General features: G+C 61.8%; 19 protein-coding genes. 8 read left to right on the forward strand and 11 right to left on the reverse strand.

All coding sequences use genetic code 11. The annotated features are described in order from the left end of the window. Positions 1-26 precede the first annotated feature (26 nt). Genes J2Y63_RS28595 through J2Y63_RS28635 form a run of 9 tightly spaced genes read right to left on the reverse strand, consistent with a single transcriptional unit; the run spans position 27 to position 8,566 of the window. Positions 27-806 (reverse strand): alpha/beta fold hydrolase, encoded by a 780-nt coding sequence (locus J2Y63_RS28595; RefSeq protein ID WP_435268896.1) that lies wholly within the window; start codon positions 804-806, stop codon positions 27-29. Between the two features lie 5 nt (positions 807-811). Further along, a complete protein-coding gene (locus J2Y63_RS28600) occupies positions 812-1,534 on the reverse strand; it encodes an enoyl-CoA hydratase/isomerase family protein (protein ID WP_435268897.1) in 723 nt (240 codons plus the stop codon). Positions 1,535-1,588: 54 nt separating this feature from the next. Beyond that, the gene (locus J2Y63_RS28605; protein WP_435268898.1) at positions 1,589-2,626 is read right to left on the reverse strand and encodes a Bug family tripartite tricarboxylate transporter substrate binding protein; all 1,038 of its coding nucleotides are present in this window, start codon (positions 2,624-2,626) and stop codon (positions 1,589-1,591) included. 24 nt (positions 2,627-2,650) lie between these two features. Beyond that, entirely contained in the window at positions 2,651-3,457 is an 807-nt protein-coding gene (locus J2Y63_RS28610; protein ID WP_435268899.1) for an IclR family transcriptional regulator, read from the reverse strand. Then, complete coding sequence (locus J2Y63_RS28615; protein WP_435268900.1) at positions 3,454-5,796, reverse strand: xanthine dehydrogenase family protein molybdopterin-binding subunit; 2,343 nt, start codon at positions 5,794-5,796, stop codon at positions 3,454-3,456. The genes J2Y63_RS28610 and J2Y63_RS28615 overlap by 4 nt, the downstream gene beginning before the upstream one ends. Next, on the reverse strand, positions 5,796-6,278 hold the full coding sequence (locus J2Y63_RS28620; protein ID WP_435268901.1) for a (2Fe-2S)-binding protein: 483 nt from the start codon (positions 6,276-6,278) through the stop codon (positions 5,796-5,798). The genes J2Y63_RS28615 and J2Y63_RS28620 overlap by 1 nt, the downstream gene beginning before the upstream one ends. Next, on the reverse strand, positions 6,275-7,150 hold the full coding sequence (locus J2Y63_RS28625; RefSeq protein ID WP_435268902.1) for an FAD binding domain-containing protein: 876 nt from the start codon (positions 7,148-7,150) through the stop codon (positions 6,275-6,277). Before J2Y63_RS28625 ends, J2Y63_RS28620 begins: the two co-directional genes overlap by 4 nt. Next, on the reverse strand, positions 7,147-7,962 hold the full coding sequence (locus tag J2Y63_RS28630) for an IclR family transcriptional regulator (protein ID WP_435268903.1): 816 nt from the start codon (positions 7,960-7,962) through the stop codon (positions 7,147-7,149). Before J2Y63_RS28630 ends, J2Y63_RS28625 begins: the two co-directional genes overlap by 4 nt. A 1-nt stretch (position 7,963) precedes the next feature. Beyond that, positions 7,964-8,566 carry an SRPBCC family protein gene (locus J2Y63_RS28635; RefSeq protein WP_435268904.1) on the reverse strand — a complete coding sequence of 201 codons (603 nt, stop codon included), beginning with the start codon at positions 8,564-8,566 and terminating at the stop codon, positions 7,964-7,966. A gap of 219 nt (positions 8,567-8,785) precedes the next feature. Between J2Y63_RS28635 and J2Y63_RS28640 the strand changes: the two genes are divergently transcribed. From J2Y63_RS28640 to J2Y63_RS28650, 3 genes are all read left to right on the forward strand, one after another. Next, positions 8,786-10,828: a tripartite tricarboxylate transporter permease gene (locus tag J2Y63_RS28640; protein ID WP_435268905.1), complete on the forward strand. Its 2,043-nt coding sequence runs from the start codon at positions 8,786-8,788 to the stop codon at positions 10,826-10,828. A gap of 87 nt (positions 10,829-10,915) precedes the next feature. Then, positions 10,916-11,458: a carboxymuconolactone decarboxylase family protein gene (locus J2Y63_RS28645; protein WP_435268906.1), complete on the forward strand. Its 543-nt coding sequence runs from the start codon at positions 10,916-10,918 to the stop codon at positions 11,456-11,458. A gap of 1 nt (position 11,459) precedes the next feature. Then, a complete protein-coding gene (locus tag J2Y63_RS28650) occupies positions 11,460-12,032 on the forward strand; it encodes a UbiX family flavin prenyltransferase (RefSeq protein WP_435268907.1) in 573 nt (190 codons plus the stop codon). An 8-nt stretch (positions 12,033-12,040) separates the two neighbouring features. Here J2Y63_RS28650 and J2Y63_RS28655 read toward each other — a convergent pair whose 3' ends face one another. Both J2Y63_RS28655 and J2Y63_RS28660 read right to left on the reverse strand, forming a co-directional pair. Next, positions 12,041-12,304, reverse strand: a complete 264-nt coding sequence (locus J2Y63_RS28655) for a TonB-dependent receptor domain-containing protein (RefSeq protein ID WP_435268908.1) — start codon at positions 12,302-12,304, stop codon at positions 12,041-12,043. Positions 12,305-12,370: 66 nt separating this feature from the next. After that, entirely contained in the window at positions 12,371-13,018 is a 648-nt protein-coding gene (locus J2Y63_RS28660; protein ID WP_435268909.1) for a TetR/AcrR family transcriptional regulator, read from the reverse strand. 286 nt (positions 13,019-13,304) lie between these two features. Here J2Y63_RS28660 and J2Y63_RS28665 point away from each other — a divergent pair, with 286 nt between their 5' ends. From J2Y63_RS28665 to J2Y63_RS28685, 5 genes are all read left to right on the forward strand, one after another. Further along, positions 13,305-13,868, forward strand: coding sequence for a TRAP transporter small permease (locus J2Y63_RS28665; protein WP_435268910.1), 564 nt, complete (start codon positions 13,305-13,307; stop codon positions 13,866-13,868). Positions 13,869-13,878: 10 nt separating this feature from the next. Then, positions 13,879-15,159 carry a TRAP transporter large permease gene (locus J2Y63_RS28670; protein WP_435268911.1) on the forward strand — a complete coding sequence of 427 codons (1,281 nt, stop codon included), beginning with the start codon at positions 13,879-13,881 and terminating at the stop codon, positions 15,157-15,159. A 56-nt stretch (positions 15,160-15,215) separates the two neighbouring features. Beyond that, the gene (locus tag J2Y63_RS28675; protein WP_256120139.1) at positions 15,216-16,232 is read left to right on the forward strand and encodes a TRAP transporter substrate-binding protein; all 1,017 of its coding nucleotides are present in this window, start codon (positions 15,216-15,218) and stop codon (positions 16,230-16,232) included. A gap of 61 nt (positions 16,233-16,293) precedes the next feature. After that, entirely contained in the window at positions 16,294-17,154 is an 861-nt protein-coding gene (locus tag J2Y63_RS28680; protein ID WP_435268912.1) for a shikimate dehydrogenase, read from the forward strand. A gap of 21 nt (positions 17,155-17,175) precedes the next feature. After that, the gene (locus J2Y63_RS28685) at positions 17,176-19,065 is read left to right on the forward strand and encodes a bifunctional sugar phosphate isomerase/epimerase/4-hydroxyphenylpyruvate dioxygenase family protein (protein ID WP_435268913.1); all 1,890 of its coding nucleotides are present in this window, start codon (positions 17,176-17,178) and stop codon (positions 19,063-19,065) included. The last annotated feature ends 228 nt before the right edge of the window (positions 19,066-19,293 follow it).

Genomic DNA, 19,293 nt, shown 5'->3' on the forward strand with positions numbered 1-19,293 from the left:
TCCTCCAGCGGACGTGTTCGTTTCACTCATGCGACCGCTTCGGCAAAAGCGCCAAGGATCGCGGCAATATCTTTCGGCCTTTCGAGTGGGGACAGGTGCCCCGCTCCGGCAATTTCCTTGTAGTCCGCGCCTGCGATACGTGCTGCAAGGTCCCGCATAACGGATGGCGAGACACTTTTGTCATCGGTCGCCGCGATCGCTAGGGCCGGCACCCGGATGGTTCCGAGGCTGGCAGCATGATCGAGACCGGCCATGGCCCGCCAGCACCGCGAATGCACAACCGGGTCGTCTTCGAGAAGCCAAGCGCGAACCTTTGCTACCATCGCCGGGTTTGCCTCTTCCGAGAACCAGCGCTCCAGCGTCATCTCGACGATAGCCGGCATGCCAGCCATGGCTGCGTTCGCCCGGGCGAGAACCGCTTTACGGCCGGCGTCGTCACGGCTATGTCCGGCGCTGATGACCACCATGCCCCGCACGATCTGCGGGGCCGCGATCGCTACCGCCTGGGCCAGCATGCCGCCAAGCGAACATCCGCAAACAATTGCTGGTGGTGTACCGACCGCGTCGATAAGGTCGATGACGTCCTGAGCCATATCCTCAAGGCTAAAATCCATACCCGGCACATCGCTCTGGCCGTGGCCGCGCAGGTCGGGACTGATCAACCGAAAACGGTCTGACAGCGCATCGACCACCGGATCCCAGAAGGCAGCGCGCAAACCGACCGGATGCAGCAGTACGATGACGGGTCCGACGCCACGAGTCTGGTAATGCAGCCTCAATCCGGAGCGCGTGACGATCTGCACCATCGTTCTCAACTCGCCCTAACAAGCGCCAGCAGCGCGCCGGCATAGTCCGACGCGGCCTCCGGTGCCATGCTTGCGGAAAAACTCTGGTATTTCTTGATCGTCGCGAGATTACGACGCGGGCGCGATGCCAGCTCGTCCACGAAGGCTTGTACTTTCTCTTCAAAGGTCTCTTGTGGCAGGACCACGCTGGCAAGCCCGATATCGACCGCACGCGTCGCGGTGATCGTCTCACCGGAATAGATGAGCCAAGCCAGGGCTTTGGGCGACAGATGCCGCATGACGGCGGTCATGGCCATGGTGGGGGGAATACCGTGGTGAATTTCACTGAAGGCAAATTTCGCTTCACTTGCGGCAAGCGTGATGTCGCAGGCCCCAGCAAGCGCAGCACCGAACCCCAGCGCATCGCCATGGACCTTCGCAATGACGGGAACGGGAACTCGCCTGATCGCAGCATAAAGATCGAGTACAGCCGCCATCGACTGTTCGCGCATATCGTAAGCCGAGAGTGCGCCCGGCGTTTCACCGCGGCCGTCGCGTCCGAGGCAGAAGGCCGGCCCGCGCGCGGCCAGGATAACGGTATTCAGCTGCTCCCGGCCCGCAAGCTCGTGCAGCTTCTGCGTCAGCAGGCGCATCATGTCACGGGTCAGTTTATTACCCTCGTCCGGGCGGTTGAGATCGACCGTCGCGACGGTGCCCTCTCGCGAAAATTCTACAGCGAACTCGAACATGGCTCTTTCCCCTATTGAGAGACGTGCCGGCAGAAGCCGGCACGTCAGCTCTGCTTACTGGTTCGGCCAAACGGCCTTGACGCGCGCGATCAGTTCGGGCGTGGCCGAGGCTGCTTCGCTAACCACTTTCTGGAGCTCCTCGCCCGACATCGGCGAAATCTCGAGCCGCTGTTGCGTAAGTTCGTTGACGAAGTCCGGGTCCTTCAACATGGCGTCGAAGGCGCGGCGCAGCGCCTCCACCCGATCTGCAGGCACACCGGGCGTGGTAAGAACGGGCTTACCAACCTCTACACCGCCGAGGATCAAACGGGTTGCCGCGAGCTCGGCCGGATCCTTGATCAACTCGATCGCCGTCGGCACATCTGGTAGTTCCGCGTGGCGGGTCAGCCCGTACTGGACGAGGAAGTTGACTTTGCCGCTTTTCATCCATTCAGGGTGGGACGTCATGACGGCAGCAAGGCTGGTCGAATGTCCATCGACCTCGCCACGCTCCATGGCCAGCATAGCCTCTGCGGAACCCTCATAGCCCATGACGAGCTTGAACTTCGTTCCGGCCATGGTGTTCATAACCGAGGGATAGATCGCCACGGTCGAACTTGCACCGGTCGCCGCCAGAATGGTTTCCGTGTTCATGGCATCCTGTACCGTCTTCACATTGGTCGATGCGTTGACGAACGTGACATTGGTGTTCGAGGCGACACGACCGATCCAGTTGAATTCGGCGGACTTGAACTGGATATTCTCTGAACCCAGCTGCTCGTCAAGCGGGATCGTCGATGCGACGACACCGAGAACCGAGCCATCCTTGGGCGCGATGTTGGCGAGGTGATTTGCAGCAAGCAAACTGCCGCCGCCGGGCATGTTGAGCGGAATGACCTGGGGATTGCCAGGAATGTGCTTACCAATGTGATTGGCCACGGCGCGTGCATAGGCATCATTGCTGCCGCCCGGCGCATAGCCGATGACCATATCGATTGTCTTGCCTTTGTAGAATTCCTCGACGGTCTGGGCGAGGGCCTGGTGCGGCGCCGTCGCCAGGAAAGCGATCGCGCCCGCCAAAAGCATGCGTCTTGTCTTCGAATACTTCATCATATTTCCTCCCAAAGATGAAATGGATCAACTCACATCAAGCATGCGACCGGAATGGCCCATCATGTGTGAGAGTTTGGCAGCGTTCGAGCGGACAAGTTTTATGACCTGCCGCTCCAGTTCGGGCGTCATGCGATGCTCGGGGGTGACTATCCCGAGGGCGCCGCAGACGACTCCCGTTGCATCGAAGACCGGAGCCGAAATTCCGATGGCGTCGGGCGCGGCTCGCTGCCCGACGCTGCGCGCATAGCCGTGCCGCCGCACCATGGCGAGTTCGGCCGAAAGCGCGTCCTGACTTGGTATTGGCGCACCGGTCAGCGGGGACGGTCCTCCCTCGGAAAGAACACGACGCAGTTCGCCCGGCTCCAGCCACGCCATCACCGCGCGGCCGAGCGATCCCCAGATTGGGGAAATGTTCATCAGCAGATCGAACTTGAAACGAAGCGGATAAGCAGAATCCACTTTGTGGGCGAGCACGATACGGCTGCGCGACGGCGTGACGATCGCCAGAAGGCAGGTCTCCTTGCTCTCCTCGGCCGTTTTGGCCACGACCGGCTTGGCGACATTGAGAAGGCTGTAGCGCGTCTCGACGAGGGCCGCGATACGAAAGAGTTCTGTTCCCACGCGATAGCGCCGCTTGGAGGCACGATCGATCAAGCCCTGTTCGACCAGCGGCCCGAGGAGCCTGTGCGTCGAGCTCGGCGCGAGATTGAGGGCTTCGCTGATCTCGCTGATCGAGAGCACGCCCGGCCCCTCGGCGAAGATCTTGAGGACGGCGACCAATCGCTCTGCATAGCTCGCCGAATTCATGGGAACGCCTCCGTCTGCCATCATGCAACGCTCCTTGCCTTTGCTTCGTCGATCAACTGGATGATGCGTTGCGGCGACAGTGGCGCCTCGGCGATGTGGACGCCAAGGGGCGACAGTGCATTGGCTACAGCGTTGACGATCGCCACGATGGTGGGGATGGTTCCCCCCTCGCCCGCCCCCTTGACCCCAAGCGGATTGTTGGGGCTTGCAGTCTCTTGATGATGGATTTCGACGCGTGGAACATCGGCCGCGAGCGGCAGCATGTACTCACCGAAATTGGTGGACAGCGGCTGCGCTTGGTCGTCATGGACCATGCGCTCGAAAAGCGCATTGCCGACACCGTGGGCAACGCCACCAACGACCTGCCCATCAACCACCATGGGATTGATCACCCGGCCGCAGTCGTGGGACATCACGAGCCGGTTGATGTGAACACGGCCCGTCTCGACATCCACCTCGACTTCCGCAACGCTGGTCCCGTTGGCATAAGAGGACTGCGTGGGCGTGAAATAGGCGGTGTTCTCCAGCCCCGGGGTCATGCCGGGCGCGAGCGAAAAGCCGGGTTTGCCCAGCGAATAGACGGCAAGTTCGCGTAGCGTCTTGAACCGGTTGGACGGCCCCTTCACCCGGGCCACGCCATCGGTCAGTTCGATATCGTCGGGCTCGACCTCAAGCAGTTGCGCGGCGATCTCGCGCACCTTGGTTGCCACCGCCTGACCGGCGAGGTGCGCTGAAGAACCTGCATTGACGGCCGTGCGCGACGCGAAAGTGCCGATGCCAAACGAGATGTTCGACGTATCACCCGTCTCGACCGTCACGGCATCGATCGAGACGCCGAAATGGTCGGCGACAATCTGTGCCAGCGTCGTCTTGTGCGCCTGACCTTGCGGCGTGGCACCGGTATAGGCAGTGATGTTGCCATTGGTGCCAATGCGCACTGTTACACCCTCATAGGGGCCAAGGCCTGTCGCCTCGACGGCATTGCCGATGCCGATGCCGATATACCGACCTTCCGAGAGCGCCGCTTTCTGCCGTTCCTCGAAGGCCTCGTAGTTGACGGCCTCAAGCGCCACCTCCTGGCATTTCGGATAGTCCCCGCTATCATAGACGACTGGACGACCATCGCGAAAAATGACCCCGACATCGTAGGGCATCTGTTCCGGTTTGATGAAGTTGCGTCGGCGCACTTCGGCCGGATCGAGGCCAAGCTCCTTGGCGACACGCTCTAGAAGCCGCTCCATGACGAAAACAGCCTGTGGCCGGCCCGCGCCCCGCACCGGCGTGGTCGGCACCTTGTTGGTGATCACCGAAATGAGGGTCATGTCATAAGCGGGAATTACGTAGGGACCGGGCACGGTTGCGACCGAAATCCACGGCAGCACGATTCCCCACGGCGTGTAGGCGCCGTTGTCATGGGTGAGCGTGCCACGGACACCGAGAATCTTGGCGTTCTCGTCGACGGCGATCTCCACGTCCCAGTACTGGTCACGCTCCTGGTGGGTAGCGACGAAATTCTCGCGGCGATCCTCGATCCATTTGACCGGACGTCCGGTTGCCATCGAGGCCGCAGCGACGGCACCATATTCCACGTAGTACGAACCCTTCGGGCCGAAGCCGCCGCCGACATCCGGCGTTACGATGCGCAGCTTGGAATCCTGAATATCGAAAAGTTCGTGGAAGGACCGCTTGATGCGATGCACGCCCTGCGATGAAACATAGACGAGCAGGTTTTCGCTGAACTGATCGTAGTGGGCGATTGCGCCGCGGCATTCCATAAAGAAGGCGCCACCGCGGTGCTGGAAGATCGACTCCTTGAACACATGGCGAGCGTTGGAGAAGGCAGCGTCTATGTCCCCCGTCACCGACGGCATCGTTGCCGCAATGTTGGAGTCTGCACCAAGATGCGATCGGGGCGCTCCTTCCAGAAGCCCAGCCCGGCAGTCGGCGACCACGCCGAGAGGTTCGAGGTCGACCATCACCTGCGCAACCGCGTCCTCCGCGATGTAGCGGTTTTCCGCAACGACAATGGCAATGGCCTCGCCGACATAACAGACTTCATCACGTGCCAAAGTGTACGGAAGCCGCGGATTGGTGAGTGATTCTACCGGCACGACCAGCGGCAGGCGGCGCTGCCGCAATGTTTCGGGCAGTTCGTGGTACGTGATGACAGCAATGACGCCGTCCATTGCACGTGCAGCACTCGCGTCGATCGATTTGATTTTCGCGTGCGCGAGGGGGCTTCGCACGAAAGCCGCATGCGCCATGTTGGGCAACTCGATGTCATCGACATACCGCCCCTTGCCGGTCAGAAACGCCGGGTCTTCCTTACGCTTGATGCTCTGTCCGAATGAGCGCATCTGCATCACTGTTCTCCCCGCGCCTGAGCCGCCGTCGCGAGTACCGCATCAACGATCGCCTGATAGCCGGTGCATCGGCAGATGTTGCCCGAGAGCGCATCGCGAACCTCGGATTCCGTCGGATCGGGGTTCTCTTCGAGAAACTCCGTCATGGTCATGAGGATGCCGGGGGTACAGAAGCCGCATTGCAGCCCATGTTTTTCCCAGAATTGGTTCTGCATCGGCGTCAACTTACCGTCCTTGGCGAGGCCCTCGACGGTCGCGACCGACTTGCCGTTGGTCTGCACAGCCAGCATCAGGCAGGAGCGGACCGCCTCACCTTCGACACGAACCGTGCATGCACCGCAGGCACCATGCTCACAGCCCAGATGCGTGCCGGTCAGCTTGAGATCGAGGCGCAGAAAGTCGGCGAGCGTGCGCCGGGTTTCGACTTCGCGCGAAAAGGGCGTGCCGTTCACGGTCACGGAAATGGTACGCAGGTCTTTCATACTCGAACTCTCTGATCGGCGCGCTCGGTGGCCTTGGTGAAGGCGCGGCGCGTGATGACGCGCGCCAGATGGCTCCGGTAGTCGGAGGTGATATAGGCGTCACTCATGGCCTCGATATCGCCAGCAGCAGCGGCAAGATCAGCGGCTGTTCCGGCATCAGGCATTGTGCCCCGCAAGCGGCCTTCCATCTCGGTGAGGCGAACAGGAGTTTCGGTGACGCCCGAAACCGCGACCGCCAGCCAGTCGATCGCACCCCGATGATCCAGCGTCATCAAGCACGACACGGCACAGATCGCAAAGTCGCCATGGCGCATCGCGAATTCCTCGAAGCCATAGCCGTGAACTACCGGCCAGCGGGCAAGACGGACCGATCGCAAGAATTCATTGGGTTGGACGGATGTCGTTAGGAAGCCCAAGCCGAATTCACCGAAGCTGATACTCCGGTCACCGTCCACGCTCGTCAGCGTCAGCACTGCGTCATGCAGCGCGGCCATGTTTACCAGTTCGGCGGACGGATCAAAATGACAGAGAGAGCCGCCAATCGTGCCGCGGGCTCGTGTCTGGCGGTGTCCCACATGCGAAAGGGCTTCGCCAACGATCGGCATGTGCTTGGCGATATCCTGAGAACGCTGCAGGAACCTCTGGCGCGTGGACGCGCCGATTTCTATGAAGTCCTGCTGGACATCGACATAGGCAAGGCCGTCAACGGTGTTGAGATCGATGAGGTGGCCGGGCTGTACGAAGCGGAAATTCATCATCGGCATTAGAGACTGACCGCCTGCAATGATGCGGACGTCGTCGAGCGTTCCAAGCAGTTCGGTCAGTTCGGCCGTCGTTGTGGGTGCGTGATAGGTGAAGGGCGAGGGCTTCATATGTCAGCCGCTTCCTTTTGATATGACGGATAGAAGGTCGTGATTTTGCGTTGTGACGCGCCCAGCAGCTCGGAAAGCGTGCGCGCCTTGTCGACAAGTGCCGCGAGCCAGTCCTGCTCCCATTCCGCGCGAAAGCGAATCTGCGGAGCAGTGACAGCCATGGAACCGAAGACCATCTCGCCGCGGTAGAAAATCGGAACGGCATAGCCGATCGCTCCCTCCACGCTTTCTCCACTCGACACCGCATAGCCCCGGCTTCGGATCCACGCGATGTCGGAGTTGAGCCTTTCAAGATCGGTGACCGTTTCCTTCGTGGCTGAAGGAAGTCCGTGGCGCGCAATGACCGCATCGGCGTCCGCGTCGCCCATCCCTGCCAGAATCGATTTGCCGCCGGCCCCCATATTGAGATGTCGGGTATCACCGACATTGAGCGCATACGAGAGCGAGTGCGAGGTCTCCGCGACCGCAACGCAGACACAGAAGCCTTCGCTCGGAATGTACTTGTTGAGGGTGACGGTCTCCCCCGTCGTCTCCGACAGCTCCCGCATCAGCGGCAGCGCCAGTTCCTCCTCCGATGCCGCATTCCAGATGCGACGCGCCAGTTGCAGCGCCTTCCAGCCGAGGCGGTAGTGCCCGGCCGGGCCAACCACCACAAGCCCTTCCTCGACCAGTTGCGACAGCACGCGGTGCACCGTCGATTGCGGCATCTCCAGATCGCTGGCGATGCTGCCAAGCGTGGCATGTTCGCCAGCTTGGGCGACGTGCAACAACAAAGTATGAGAGCGCCTCAACGCGGACATGGCCAGCGACATGTCAGCCCCTTCTCGACGCGCCGAAAAGGCCACCGAACCAGGCGGTAAAGATCTTCCAGAGCATGCCGCCGCCGATAGCATTGTCAACCGATGCAGTTTTCCGCTCAGCGGAAATTGGCTCCTCTCTTTCGGCGGGCAGATCAGCCACTTTTTGGGCGCCTATCTGTCGGCGGAGGTTTTCCGCGAACTGGGAAATGATGGTGCTGGACACCGCGGTGATCACACCCGACGCGCGGCCATATTGTGCGACGAGCCCCGAGAGTTGTAGATCGGTGTCGAGCGTCACGGTCGAACCGGCAGCCGACGGCTCAACGCGCATCGTTGTGACTGCGCCGGCATTTCCCCGGCCCTGCTGGTCTGTGCCGTTGGCGCGGATGAGTGCGGTGCGGGTAGCGGAATCCGCCGTTTCGATCGTCGCCGACCCGTTGAATTTGAGCGCGACGGGACCGAGCTTCACGGAGACACGGCCCTTGTAGACGTTATCCGATTCCTTGGAAGTCAGCTCGGCACCCGGAACGCATCCAACGATACCCGGCACGTCCAGAAGCGTCTGCCAGGCTTCCTCGGGTGAGGTCGGAACGTCAAATTTGTTCTGCAGTATCACGCTGATGCTCCTCCGGTATTTTCACTTTCGGTCCATGCATACGCACAATCGACCCAAAGAAATTCCACTTAGCGGAATTATTTTCTGCTGTTCTTGCAATTAGCATCAGGTCCAAGTCACATGTCAACAAGACGGAAACTAATTCCGCCTCGTGGAAATTGAGCGCCCCAAACTGTGGTGAGGATGGGCCGCACGTGCGAAATAGGAGGAGTTTCGGACATGGACGTTTCGCTCTTGGGGGTTGCTGGCTCAGCAATGCTCAGCGTGCTCGAGCCCTATCGCTTGATGATGCTGTCAGCCGGCGTGCTGATGGGTCTTGCATTGGGCATCATCCCCGGCATCGGTGGACTTCTAGGGTTGGCGCTGCTGCTTCCCTTCACGTTCACACTTGATCCCGTGACCGCCTTCGCTCTTCTTTTGGGTATGAAGTCGGTGACGGGCACCAGCGACACGATCCCGGCGATCCTGTTTGGCGTGCCCGGCGGATCGTCAGCCCAGGCCACCGTGCTCGACGGCTACGCCATGGCGAAGAAAGGCGAAGCAGGCCGCGCCCTGGCCGCCGCCTATACCGCGTCCCTGATCGGAGGGTTGTTTGGTGCCGCTTTGCTGGCGGCGCTTATCCCGGTCATGCGTCCACTCGTCCTCCAGATCGGCAGCCCGGAACTGCTTGCGCTGTCGATCTTCGGTGTCTCCATGGTGGCGACGCTCTCAGGCAGTGCCCCGTTGCGCGGGCTGGCGCTCGCCAGCTTCGGCGTGATGCTCTCCATGATCGGCACCGATCCCCAGACCGGCACGTTGCGCTGGACGATGGGTCAACTCTATCTCTGGGAGGGCGTACCGCTGGTGCCGATCGCACTCGGCCTTTTTGCAGTTCCGGAACTCGCCGATCTTGCCATTCGCCGGGCGGCGATCGCCAGCCATTCCCGTTTCAACGTTCGCGAGGGCATGGGTGCCGGCGTGCGTGATGCGCTCACGAACTGGTGGCTGGTACTGCGTTGCGGGGGCATCGGCGCCGCCGTGGGCGCCATCCCCGGCCTCGGTGCTTCGGTCGTCGACTGGCTTGCTTATGGCCACGCCATGCAGACGGTCAAGGGTGCGCGCGAGACCTTCGGGAAAGGCGACGTGCGCGGGCTTATCGCGCCGGAAAGCGCCAACAACTCCATCACCGCCGGTTCGCTCATCCCCACCATCGCCTTCGGCGTCCCCGGCAGCGCCAGCATGGCGATCCTGCTCGGAGCATTCCTTATCCAGGGCCTGATCCCCGGGCCGGAAATGCTGACCACCAACATCGAAATCACTTTCTCGATGATCTGGTCGATCGCCATCGCCAACATCCTCGGCGCCGGTATCTGTTTTCTGTTTTCCGGCCAACTCGCCAAGCTGGCGACGCTTCGCTACACGCTCATCCTTCCCATCGTTCTCTGTGTGGTGTTCATGGGCGCCTATCAGGAAACCCGCGATTGGGGCGACATCTACGCGCTTCTCGTATTCTCCGTGCTCGGATGGACGATGAAGCGGTTGGGCTGGGCGCGTCCGCCCCTTATGCTGGGCTTCGTCCTTGGTGCGCTGATTGAACGTTACATGTCGATCTCGGTGGTGCGCTACGGTGCCGACTGGCTTCTGCGGCCGGCCGTCGTCGTCATTCTCACCGTCTCCGTCCTCGGCATGGTTCGTCCATTCCTGCGGGAAACCAAGCGCAGCGGCGGGCTCAAGCGGATGTTGCTGGAGTTCCACCGGCCGACATTCAAGGTCGCCGACCTGTTCTACGTGCTTCTTATCGTCGTGGTCGCCATCATGATGTTCCAAGCCTCGGGATGGCGGGCACCGGCAAACACCGCTCCCATCATCGTAGGTTGCGTCTTCATGATCACCGCCGGCATCAGCCTCGTCTATCAAGTTCTGCGCCGAGGTGGGGTCAGCCTTCGGGAGGGCGAACAACGCGAATCCGCCGTTCACATGGATATCAGCGGCGATGAAGCGATCGACATCCGCACTTTCCTCGTGCGGTCCGGTATCTTCCTTGCCTGGTTTGGTTCCTTCATCGTCGGAGTATCGCTGATCGGTTTCCTCCCGAGCTCCTTTGTCTTCATCATCGCATATATGCGGGTGGAGGGACGCGAGCCGTGGTGGTTGAGCGTGACGCAGGCAACATGCTTCACCATCTTCATCCATGTCCTGGCCGATCGCATCATGCATATTCCGTGGCCGGCAACGGTGCTAGGCAAGCTCATTCCTGCCCTCACGATCATCCCCACCGTCTAGTGTGAACAAAGGCGCGGCGGACTTACTGCCGCGTCCCAATCGAAAGGTTCGCGATTGCCCCGACTGCCTAACCTCGACCCCGCAACCATGTCATCCGAACAGCGCAAGATTTGCGACGAAACACTCGCCGGGCCACGCTCCAGCCTGCCCGCTCCTCTCAAGGCCTGGCTGTTCCGGCCCGAACTCGCCCGGCGCGGGCAGAGTCTTGGCGCCTATGCCCGTTACGGCACGTCGTTGCCGGCGGAACTGTCCGAACTCGCGATCCTCGTCACCGCCCGCTACTGGATGAGCGAGTACGAATGGCATGCGCACAAGCGCGAAGCTCTACACGCCGGCATCACACCGGATATTATCGATGCCATCGAAACCGACGCCACGCCACGTTTTACCGATGCGAAGAGCGCCTGTGTCTATGCGTTGGTGAACGAGCTCTACGTGTCACGCAGTCTTTCCGCGGAAAGCTATGAATGCGGTATCGCAGAACTGGGGCAAGACGGCATGATAGACCTCGTGGCAATCGCGGGCTACTACAGCTTCGTCGCCATGACGCTCAACGTCTTCGACATTGGTGTTCCCGACGGCGTGGCGCGACCCTTCGCCGAGCTACGTAAGACAAACGGAGGTCCATGACATGCGCCGGCTCATCGTTGCGATAACCGGGGCCTCTGGCGTCATCTATGGCATTCGCGCACTGGAGATGCTCCGGGAGATCGAGGACATCGAATCCCATCTCATCCTGTCGCCCTCAGCCATCCGGACGATCGGAGAGGAGACGGACTACGAGATCGACGCGGTCCGCGCTCTCGCAGACACTGTGCACGCGTTCAAGGACATCGGCGCTTCGCTCTCATCAGGCTCTTACAAGACGGAAGGCATGCTGGTGGCGCCCTGCTCCATCAAGACATTGAGCGGCATTGCCAATAGCTATAACGACGAGCTGATCGTGCGCGCCGCCGACGTCTGCCTCAAGGAGCGCCGTCGCGTGGTGCTGCTGCTTCGCGAAACTCCGCTGCATGCCGGCCATATCCGCCTCATGGAACAGGCGACACTCAACGGTGCCATCATCATGCCGCCCGTACCCGCATTCTACCACCGTCCCAAAACCCTGGCCGACATCATCGACCAGACCGTCGGACGCGCGCTCGATCTCTTTGATATCGATACGCATAGGGTCAAGCGCTGGACGGAAACGAAAGAGGTTTGAAGAAGAGGTCAAACGAGTTGGAATAGGGGATCGGCCGGGTCAGTCGTCAGCGTGTTCTGTTGCGCAATTTGGAACGCGGAGAGCGTAACGAGCGCGCCGATTTCGGCGCGCTGGCATTTGATGCCGATTTCGTATTGCTCGCCGGTGGTCGGCTTGGAGATGTTGTGGCTGAAGTCCGCACCAGCCTGAGGCTTGAACGACTGCGCGAAGCTGACACAAGACGCGATGCCGCTATCGAAGAGATAACTCGGACGGTCGAGCCTGTCACACAAGGAGGTGGCGTGTTCCTACCGGCGCGTGCCGGATATCGGAAGAAAAACGCGTTGTGGAAGGGCAAGTCAACTACGCTCATTTTTAAGGTAGTTTATAACCGCGTCGGCGATCATGCCCTTGTGCCGCACCATTATCTCGGGTTCTGAGAGATCCCGGCGGAAGATCGTGCCGAAGGTGTAGCGGTTGGAGACACGGAAGAAGCAGAAGGCACTGATCAACATATGCACATCGATCGGGTCGGCCTGGCGCTTGAAGACGCCATCCGCGAGGCCGCGCTCAAGGATGCCGGCGATGGTCTCGATGACCGAGACGTTGAGGTCGCGGATCGCGTCCGAGCGCAGCATGTGCGCGGCATGGTGGATGTTCTCGATGCTGACAAGACGCACAAAATCGGGATTGGCCTCGTCATGCTCGAAGGTGCTGGCGATCAACGTGCGCAGCGCCTCTTCCGGCGCAAGGCTTGCGAGTTTCAGGTCCTCTTCGAGGGTTCTGATCTTGCGGTAGGCGCGTTCGAGGACGGAAAGATAGAGCCCCTCCTTTCCGCCGAAATAATAATAGATCATCCGCTTTGATGTTCGCGTGCGCTCGGCGATGGCATCGACACGTCCGCCAGCGAGACCGTGAGTCGAGAATTCCTCGGTCGCGACAGCAAGGATGTCCTCTTTCGTCCGCTCCGGATCGTTCTTTCGGTTCGTTTCAGCTCGCGCCACCATTCCTCGTCACTTCTCTCCGGCGATCGTCCTGATTTTCATCAAGAAAAGCGCCATGAAGCGGACGCGCTAACGGCCTCCGCTTTCTATCGCTCGGGGAAGTCATATTGAGATTGAAGGGCTCTTTCAAGAGAGGGCACTTGACATACGTACTAGTTCGTACATTTTGTACCGGACTTTGACGGCGAGGAGGAAGCTGTCAAGGCGCGGTGCCCCTAACGCGTCCCGGCGGACCGCGCTAGGTAGGAACAGGGCCGTGCAAGCGGCAATTGGCTTTGGGAGGAGCACAATGGTTCGCATCATCGATTTCTGCTTCTGGGGACTGAAGGCTGTGATCGCCGCGCTGCTCGCCGGCATGGTCGTGCTGGTCTTCGGCAATGTGGTCCTGCGCTATGCCTTCAACACCGGCATCACCTATTCGGAAGAGCTGTCGCGCCTCTTTTTCGTCTGGCTGACCTTCCTCGGCGCGGTCGTCGCCATACGTGAACATGGCCATCTCGGCGTTGATTCCCTGTTGCGCCGCCTGCCGCCGGGAGGCGAGAAGATCGCCGTTCTGGCCGGCCAGGCGCTAATGCTCTGGGCCATCTGGCTGATGATCAGCGGAAGCTGGACGCAGACTCTGATCAACCTTCACGTCTCGGCCCCGGCGACCGGCATTTCCATGGGCGTCTTCTACGGCGCGGGCCTTGCCTTTGGCATCCCGGCTGTGCTGCTCGTCCTCTCCGACATGATCGGTGTCCTCACCGGCCGCATCGACGTCACCACGGCCGAATTCGTCAAGGACAGCGAGGACGAGTTGGCGCTGGATCACCAGCCCACTGCCCCGCTCACCGCCCCTTCCATCAAACAGTGAGGCCCCGCCGATGACTGTCTCGATCTTTCTCGGCGCCCTTCTCGTGCCCATGGCGCTCGGCGTGCCGATCGCCTTCGCCCTCATCCTCAGCGGCGTTGCCCTGATGATGTATCTCGGCCTCTTCGATGCGCAGATCGTGGCGCAGAACGTGCTCAACGGCGCCGACAGCTTTCCGCTGATGGCCGTGCCCTTCTTCCTGCTGGCTGGGGAAGTGATGAACACCGGCGGCCTTTCGCGGCGCATCGTCAACCTTGCCATGGCGATGGTCGGGCATATCCGCGGCGGGCTCGGCTTCGTGGCCATCTTCGCGGCCTGCATCCTGTCCAGCCTTTCGGGCTCGGCGGTCGCCGATGCCGCTGCGCTCGGCGCCCTGCTCTATCCGATGATGCTGAAATCCGGCCACGATCCGGCAAGGACGGGTGGGCTGCTCGCATCCGCCTCGGTCATCGGGCCGATCATCCCCCCGTCTATCGGCTTCATCCTCTACGGCGTCGTCGGCGGGGTCTCGATCACGAAACTCTTCCTTGCCGGCATCTTTCCCGGCCTGATGATCGCCGGCGCGCTCTGCCTCACCTGGCTGCTCGTTGCCCGCAAGGAGCAATTCGCGCTACCGCCGCGCCAGAGCGGCGCCGCCCGCCTGAAGGCCTTCACCGACAGTATCTGGGCGCTGATGCTACCTGTCATCATCATCGTCGGCCTGAAATTCGGCGTCTTCACGCCGACGGAGGCGGGCGTGGTCGCGGCGGTCTATTCGCTGTTCGTGGCGATGGTCGTCTATCGCGAACTGCCGCCGGCCAAACTCTTCGGCGTCTTCGTCGCGGCGGCGAAGATCACGGCGGTCGTCATGTTCCTCGTCGCCTGCGCCGCCGTCTCGGCCTGGCTCGTCACCGTCGCCGACGTTCCCGGCGAACTCGCCTCGCTCGTCCGGCCACTGATGGACAACCAGACGCTGCTGCTGCTCGCCATCATGGCCCTGGTCGTGGTGGTGGGCACCGCCATGGACATGACGCCGACCATCCTGATCATGACGCCGGTGCTGATGCCGATCATCCGGGAGGCGGGCATCGATCCGGTCTATTTCGGCGTGCTTTTCATCATCAACAATTCCATCGGCTTGATCACGCCCCCCGTCGGTACCGTGCTCAACGTCATCTGCGGCGTCTCCAAGCTCAGCATGGAGCAATTGATGAAGGGGGTCATGCCCTTCCTCATCGCCGAAATCATCGTGCTTCTGCTGCTCGTGCTGTTCCCACAGCTCGTCACGGTTCCCGTGGCGCTGATGGGACACTGAGCCGCGGAAACTCAACCGGCCGAGTGCAAAGGCACGGCCAAACCTGGGAGGAAACCATGTTCGATACACTGAAGAAACTGGCGCTCGGAACGATCGTGCCGCTCGCCCTGCTTGTCGCCTTGCCGGCCTCGGCGGAAATCCGCGAACACCAGCTCAAATTCGCTGCCGCCAACAACAAGGGTCATCCGCAGGTGACCGGCATGGAAAAGTTCGCCGAACTCATGAAGGAGAAGAGCGGCGGAAAGATCGAGGTAAAGCTGTTTCCGGGCGGCGTTCTCGGCGGCGACGTGCAGACCGTTTCGGCGCTGCAGGGCGGCGTCATCGAGATGACCGTGCTGAATGCCGGTATCCTCGCCGGCAACGTCAAGCAATTCGGCGCGGTCGACCTGCCCTTCCTTTTCAACAGCGGCGAGGAAGCCGACAAGGTGATGGACGGCACCTTCGGCACGAGCCTCATGGAGCTTCTGCCCGAAACTGGCCTCGTCGGCCTCGGCTATTGGGAACTCGGCTTCCGGAACCTCACCAACAACCGCCATCCGGTGACTAAGCTTGAGGACATCAAGGGGCTGAAGATCCGCACGATCCAGTCGCCGATCCCGATCGAGCTGTTCAACAGCCTCGGCGCCAATGCCGTGCCGCTGCCCTATACCGAACTCTACACCGCGCTCGAAACCGGCACCGTCGACGGCCAGGAGAACCCCTCCGCCAACATCCTCAATGCAAAATTCTTCGAAGTGCAGAAATACATGACCGTGACCCGCCACCAGTACAACCCGCAGATCGTGCTGATCAGCAAGAAGGTCTGGGACGGCCTCAACGACGAGGAGAAGGCGCTCTTCCAGTCCACCGCGGCGGAAGCCCGCGACTACCAGCGCACGGTCTCGCGCGAGGTGGACGCCAAGGCGCTCGCGGACATCAAGGCGACCGGCATGGAGGTGAGCGAGCTTTCGCCCGAGGAAACCCAGAAGCTGCGCGACGCCGTCAAGCCGCTGATCGAAAAATTCGGCGCCGAAATCGGCCCGGATACGGTCGCCGCCCTCTTCAAGGAACTCGAAACGATCCGCGGCCAGTAAACCCGCCGGAACCGGCCCGCCGGACGGGCGGGCCGGACCACACCCCAATGGATTGCAAGAGATGATCGACACGCTCATCAAACCGATGAAAGCCGGCCTGATCGGTGCTGGTATCCAGGCATCGTTGACCCCGGCCATGCATATGCGCGAGGGCGAGGCTCAGGGTTTTTCCTACGACTATGCGCTGATCGACCTCAACCAGATCGGCGCCACGCCTGAAGACCTGCCGCGCCTGATCGGCGAGGCGGAGGCGCGCGGGCTTGCCGGGCTCAACATCACCCATCCCTGCAAGCAAAGCGTCATTCCCCATCTCGATGAGCTATCGCCGCAGGCGCGCGATCTCGGCGCGGTCAACACGGTCGTGCTGCGCGACGGCAAGCGCTTCGGCCACAATACCGACTGGTGGGGTTTTGCCGAAAGTTTTCGCAGGGGCCTGCCGCAGGCCGAGCTATCCGCGGCGTTGCAACTCGGCGCTGGCGGAGCGGGCGCGGCGACCGCCTATGCTCTGCTATCGCTGGGACTGGAAAGGCTTCTGGTCTTCGACCGGGAGCCGGAACGCGCCGCAACCCTGGCAGACAGCATGGCCGCGCTTTTTCCCGCAGCCCATGTCGAGGCGGCCGAGAATCTAGTCGCGGCCATGCGGGCCGCCACGGGACTCGTCCACGCGACACCAACCGGCATGGCGAAATATCCCGGCCTGCCGCTGCCGGCCAATCTGCTCGCGCCGCGCCACTGGGTCGCTGAGGTGGTCTATTTCCCGCTCGAAACCGCGCTGCTGCACGAAGCGAAACGCCACGGCTGCCGCACGCTCGACGGCGGGGGCATGGCGGTGTTCCAGGCGGTTGGCGCGTTCCGGCTGTTCACCGGCCGCGAACCCGATGCCGACCGCATGCTCGCCCATTTCAACATGCTCGCCCGCTGAGAAGTGCCGGAGGACATCGCCATGAAGACCTCGATCGCCACCGTCTCGCTCAGCGGCGACCTCAGCGAAAAGCTCGGCGCCATCGCCAAGGCCGGCTTCGACGGCGTCGAGATTTTCGAGAACGATTTTCTCGTCTTCGACGAAAGCCCGCGCCAGCTCGGCCGCATCGTGCGTGATTTCGGCCTGGAGATCACGCTGTTCCAGCCCTTCCGCGATTTCGAAGGCATGCCAGAGCCGCTGCGCAGCCGCACCTTCGACCGCGCCGAGCGTAAGTTCGACCTCATGCAGGATATGGGCACCGATCTCGTGCTGGTCTGCTCGAACGTCTCCAGCGCCGCCCTCGGCGGGCTCGACCGCGCCGCCGCCGACTTCCACGAACTCGGCGAACGCGCGGCAAAACGCGGCCTCCGGGTCGGCTATGAGGCGCTCGCCTGGGGCCGGCACATCAACGATCACCGCGACGCCTGGGAAATCGTGCGCCGGGCCGACCACCCCAATATCGGCCTGATCCTCGACAGCTTTCACACTCTGGCGCGCAAAATCGACGTCAACTCGATCCGCTCGATCCCGAAGGAAAAGATCTTCATCATCCAGCTTGCCGATGCGCCGAAGATCGACATGGACCTGCTCTACTGGAGCCGCCACTTCCGCAACATGCCGGGCGAAGGGGACTTGCCAGTCGAGACCTTCATGGCCGCCGTGGCCGAGACCGGCTATGACGGCTACCTCTCGCTCGAAATCTTCAACGACCAGTTCCGCGGCGGCTCGCCGGGCGCGATTGCCGTCGACGGTTACCGTTCCCTCGTCTATCTCGGCGACCGCATCCGCCGCGCCAACCCCAGCCTCTCCCTCGACGTGCCGGCCATGCCGGCGCGCAGCCGCGTGGAGGGGGTCGCATTCGTCGAGTTCACGGTAGACGAGGCAGAGGCACCCGATCTCGAAGCCATGATCGCCACCCTCGGCTTCCGCCGGGAGGCCCGCCACAAATCGAAGAACGTCATCGTGTTCCGGCAGGGCGATATCCGCCTCGTCGTTAATGCCGACGAGTGCGGCTTTGCCGGCTCCTCCTATCTCGTGCACGGTACTTCCGCCTATGCGATGGGCCTTCTCGTCGAGGATGCGAGGGCCGCGCAGGCGCGCGCCGTCACGCTCGGCGCTGAGGCCTTCGGAGAACCGCTCGATCCCGGCGAGATCGAAATGCCGGCGGTGCGCGGCGTGGGCGGCGGCGTGCTCTATTTCCTCGACCGGACGAGCGAACTCGCCCGCATCTGGGACATCGAGTTCGATCCCGTGGAGGGCGATCCGGGAATGCGGGACGCCGGCCTCGGGCGCGTCGATCACGTCGCCCAGACCATGCCCTATGACGAGCTTTTGACCTGGCTGCTGTTCTACACCGCGATCTTCGAGGCAGAGAAGACGCCGATGGTCGACATCGTCGACCCGTCGGGCCTGGTGCGCAGCCAGGTGGTCGAGAACGGCGAAGGATCGCTGCGCATCACCATGAACGGCGCGGAAAACCGCAACACGGTGGCCGGCCGCTTCATCAGCGAAACCTTCGGCTCCGGCATCCAGCATCTCGCCTTCACCACCGACAACATTTTTGCGACGGCCGACGCGCTCGCCGCAAACGGTTTCGTCGCTCTGGACATCTCGCAGAACTACTACGACGACCTTGAAGCGCGCTTCGGCCTCGACCCCGCCCTCACCGAACGGCTGCAGGCCCGCAACATCCTCTACGACCGTGACGAGCATGGCGAATATTTCCAGCTCTACAGCCCCACCTACGGCGAGGGTCTCTTCTTCGAGATCGTCGAGCGGCGCGGCTATCGCGGCTATGGCGCGGCAAACGCGATCTTCCGCATCGCCGCCCTGCGCCGTCATCTCCGGCCACTGGGAATGCCGCGTTCCTGACACGCAATTTCCTGACGGAAAATCGGACAACCAATTTTGCGAAGGAACGTTGTGCTTGGGGAACGCATGTATGTGGTCTTCGCTTGGCGACAGCTTTTGGTGTCAGCGCGAGCCGGTGGGGTTGAGGCCGCCAACTAGGCTCAGGACTCATTGATTAAAGCCAGAAGATGACGGTTGCTGCGATGCAGATGGCTGAGAAGAAAGTATGCGCGCACCGGTCGTATCGGG

Origin of the sequence: Shinella sp. BE166, assembly GCF_051201095.1 — a bacterium.
Lineage (GTDB): Bacteria > Pseudomonadota > Alphaproteobacteria > Rhizobiales > Rhizobiaceae > Shinella > Shinella lacus.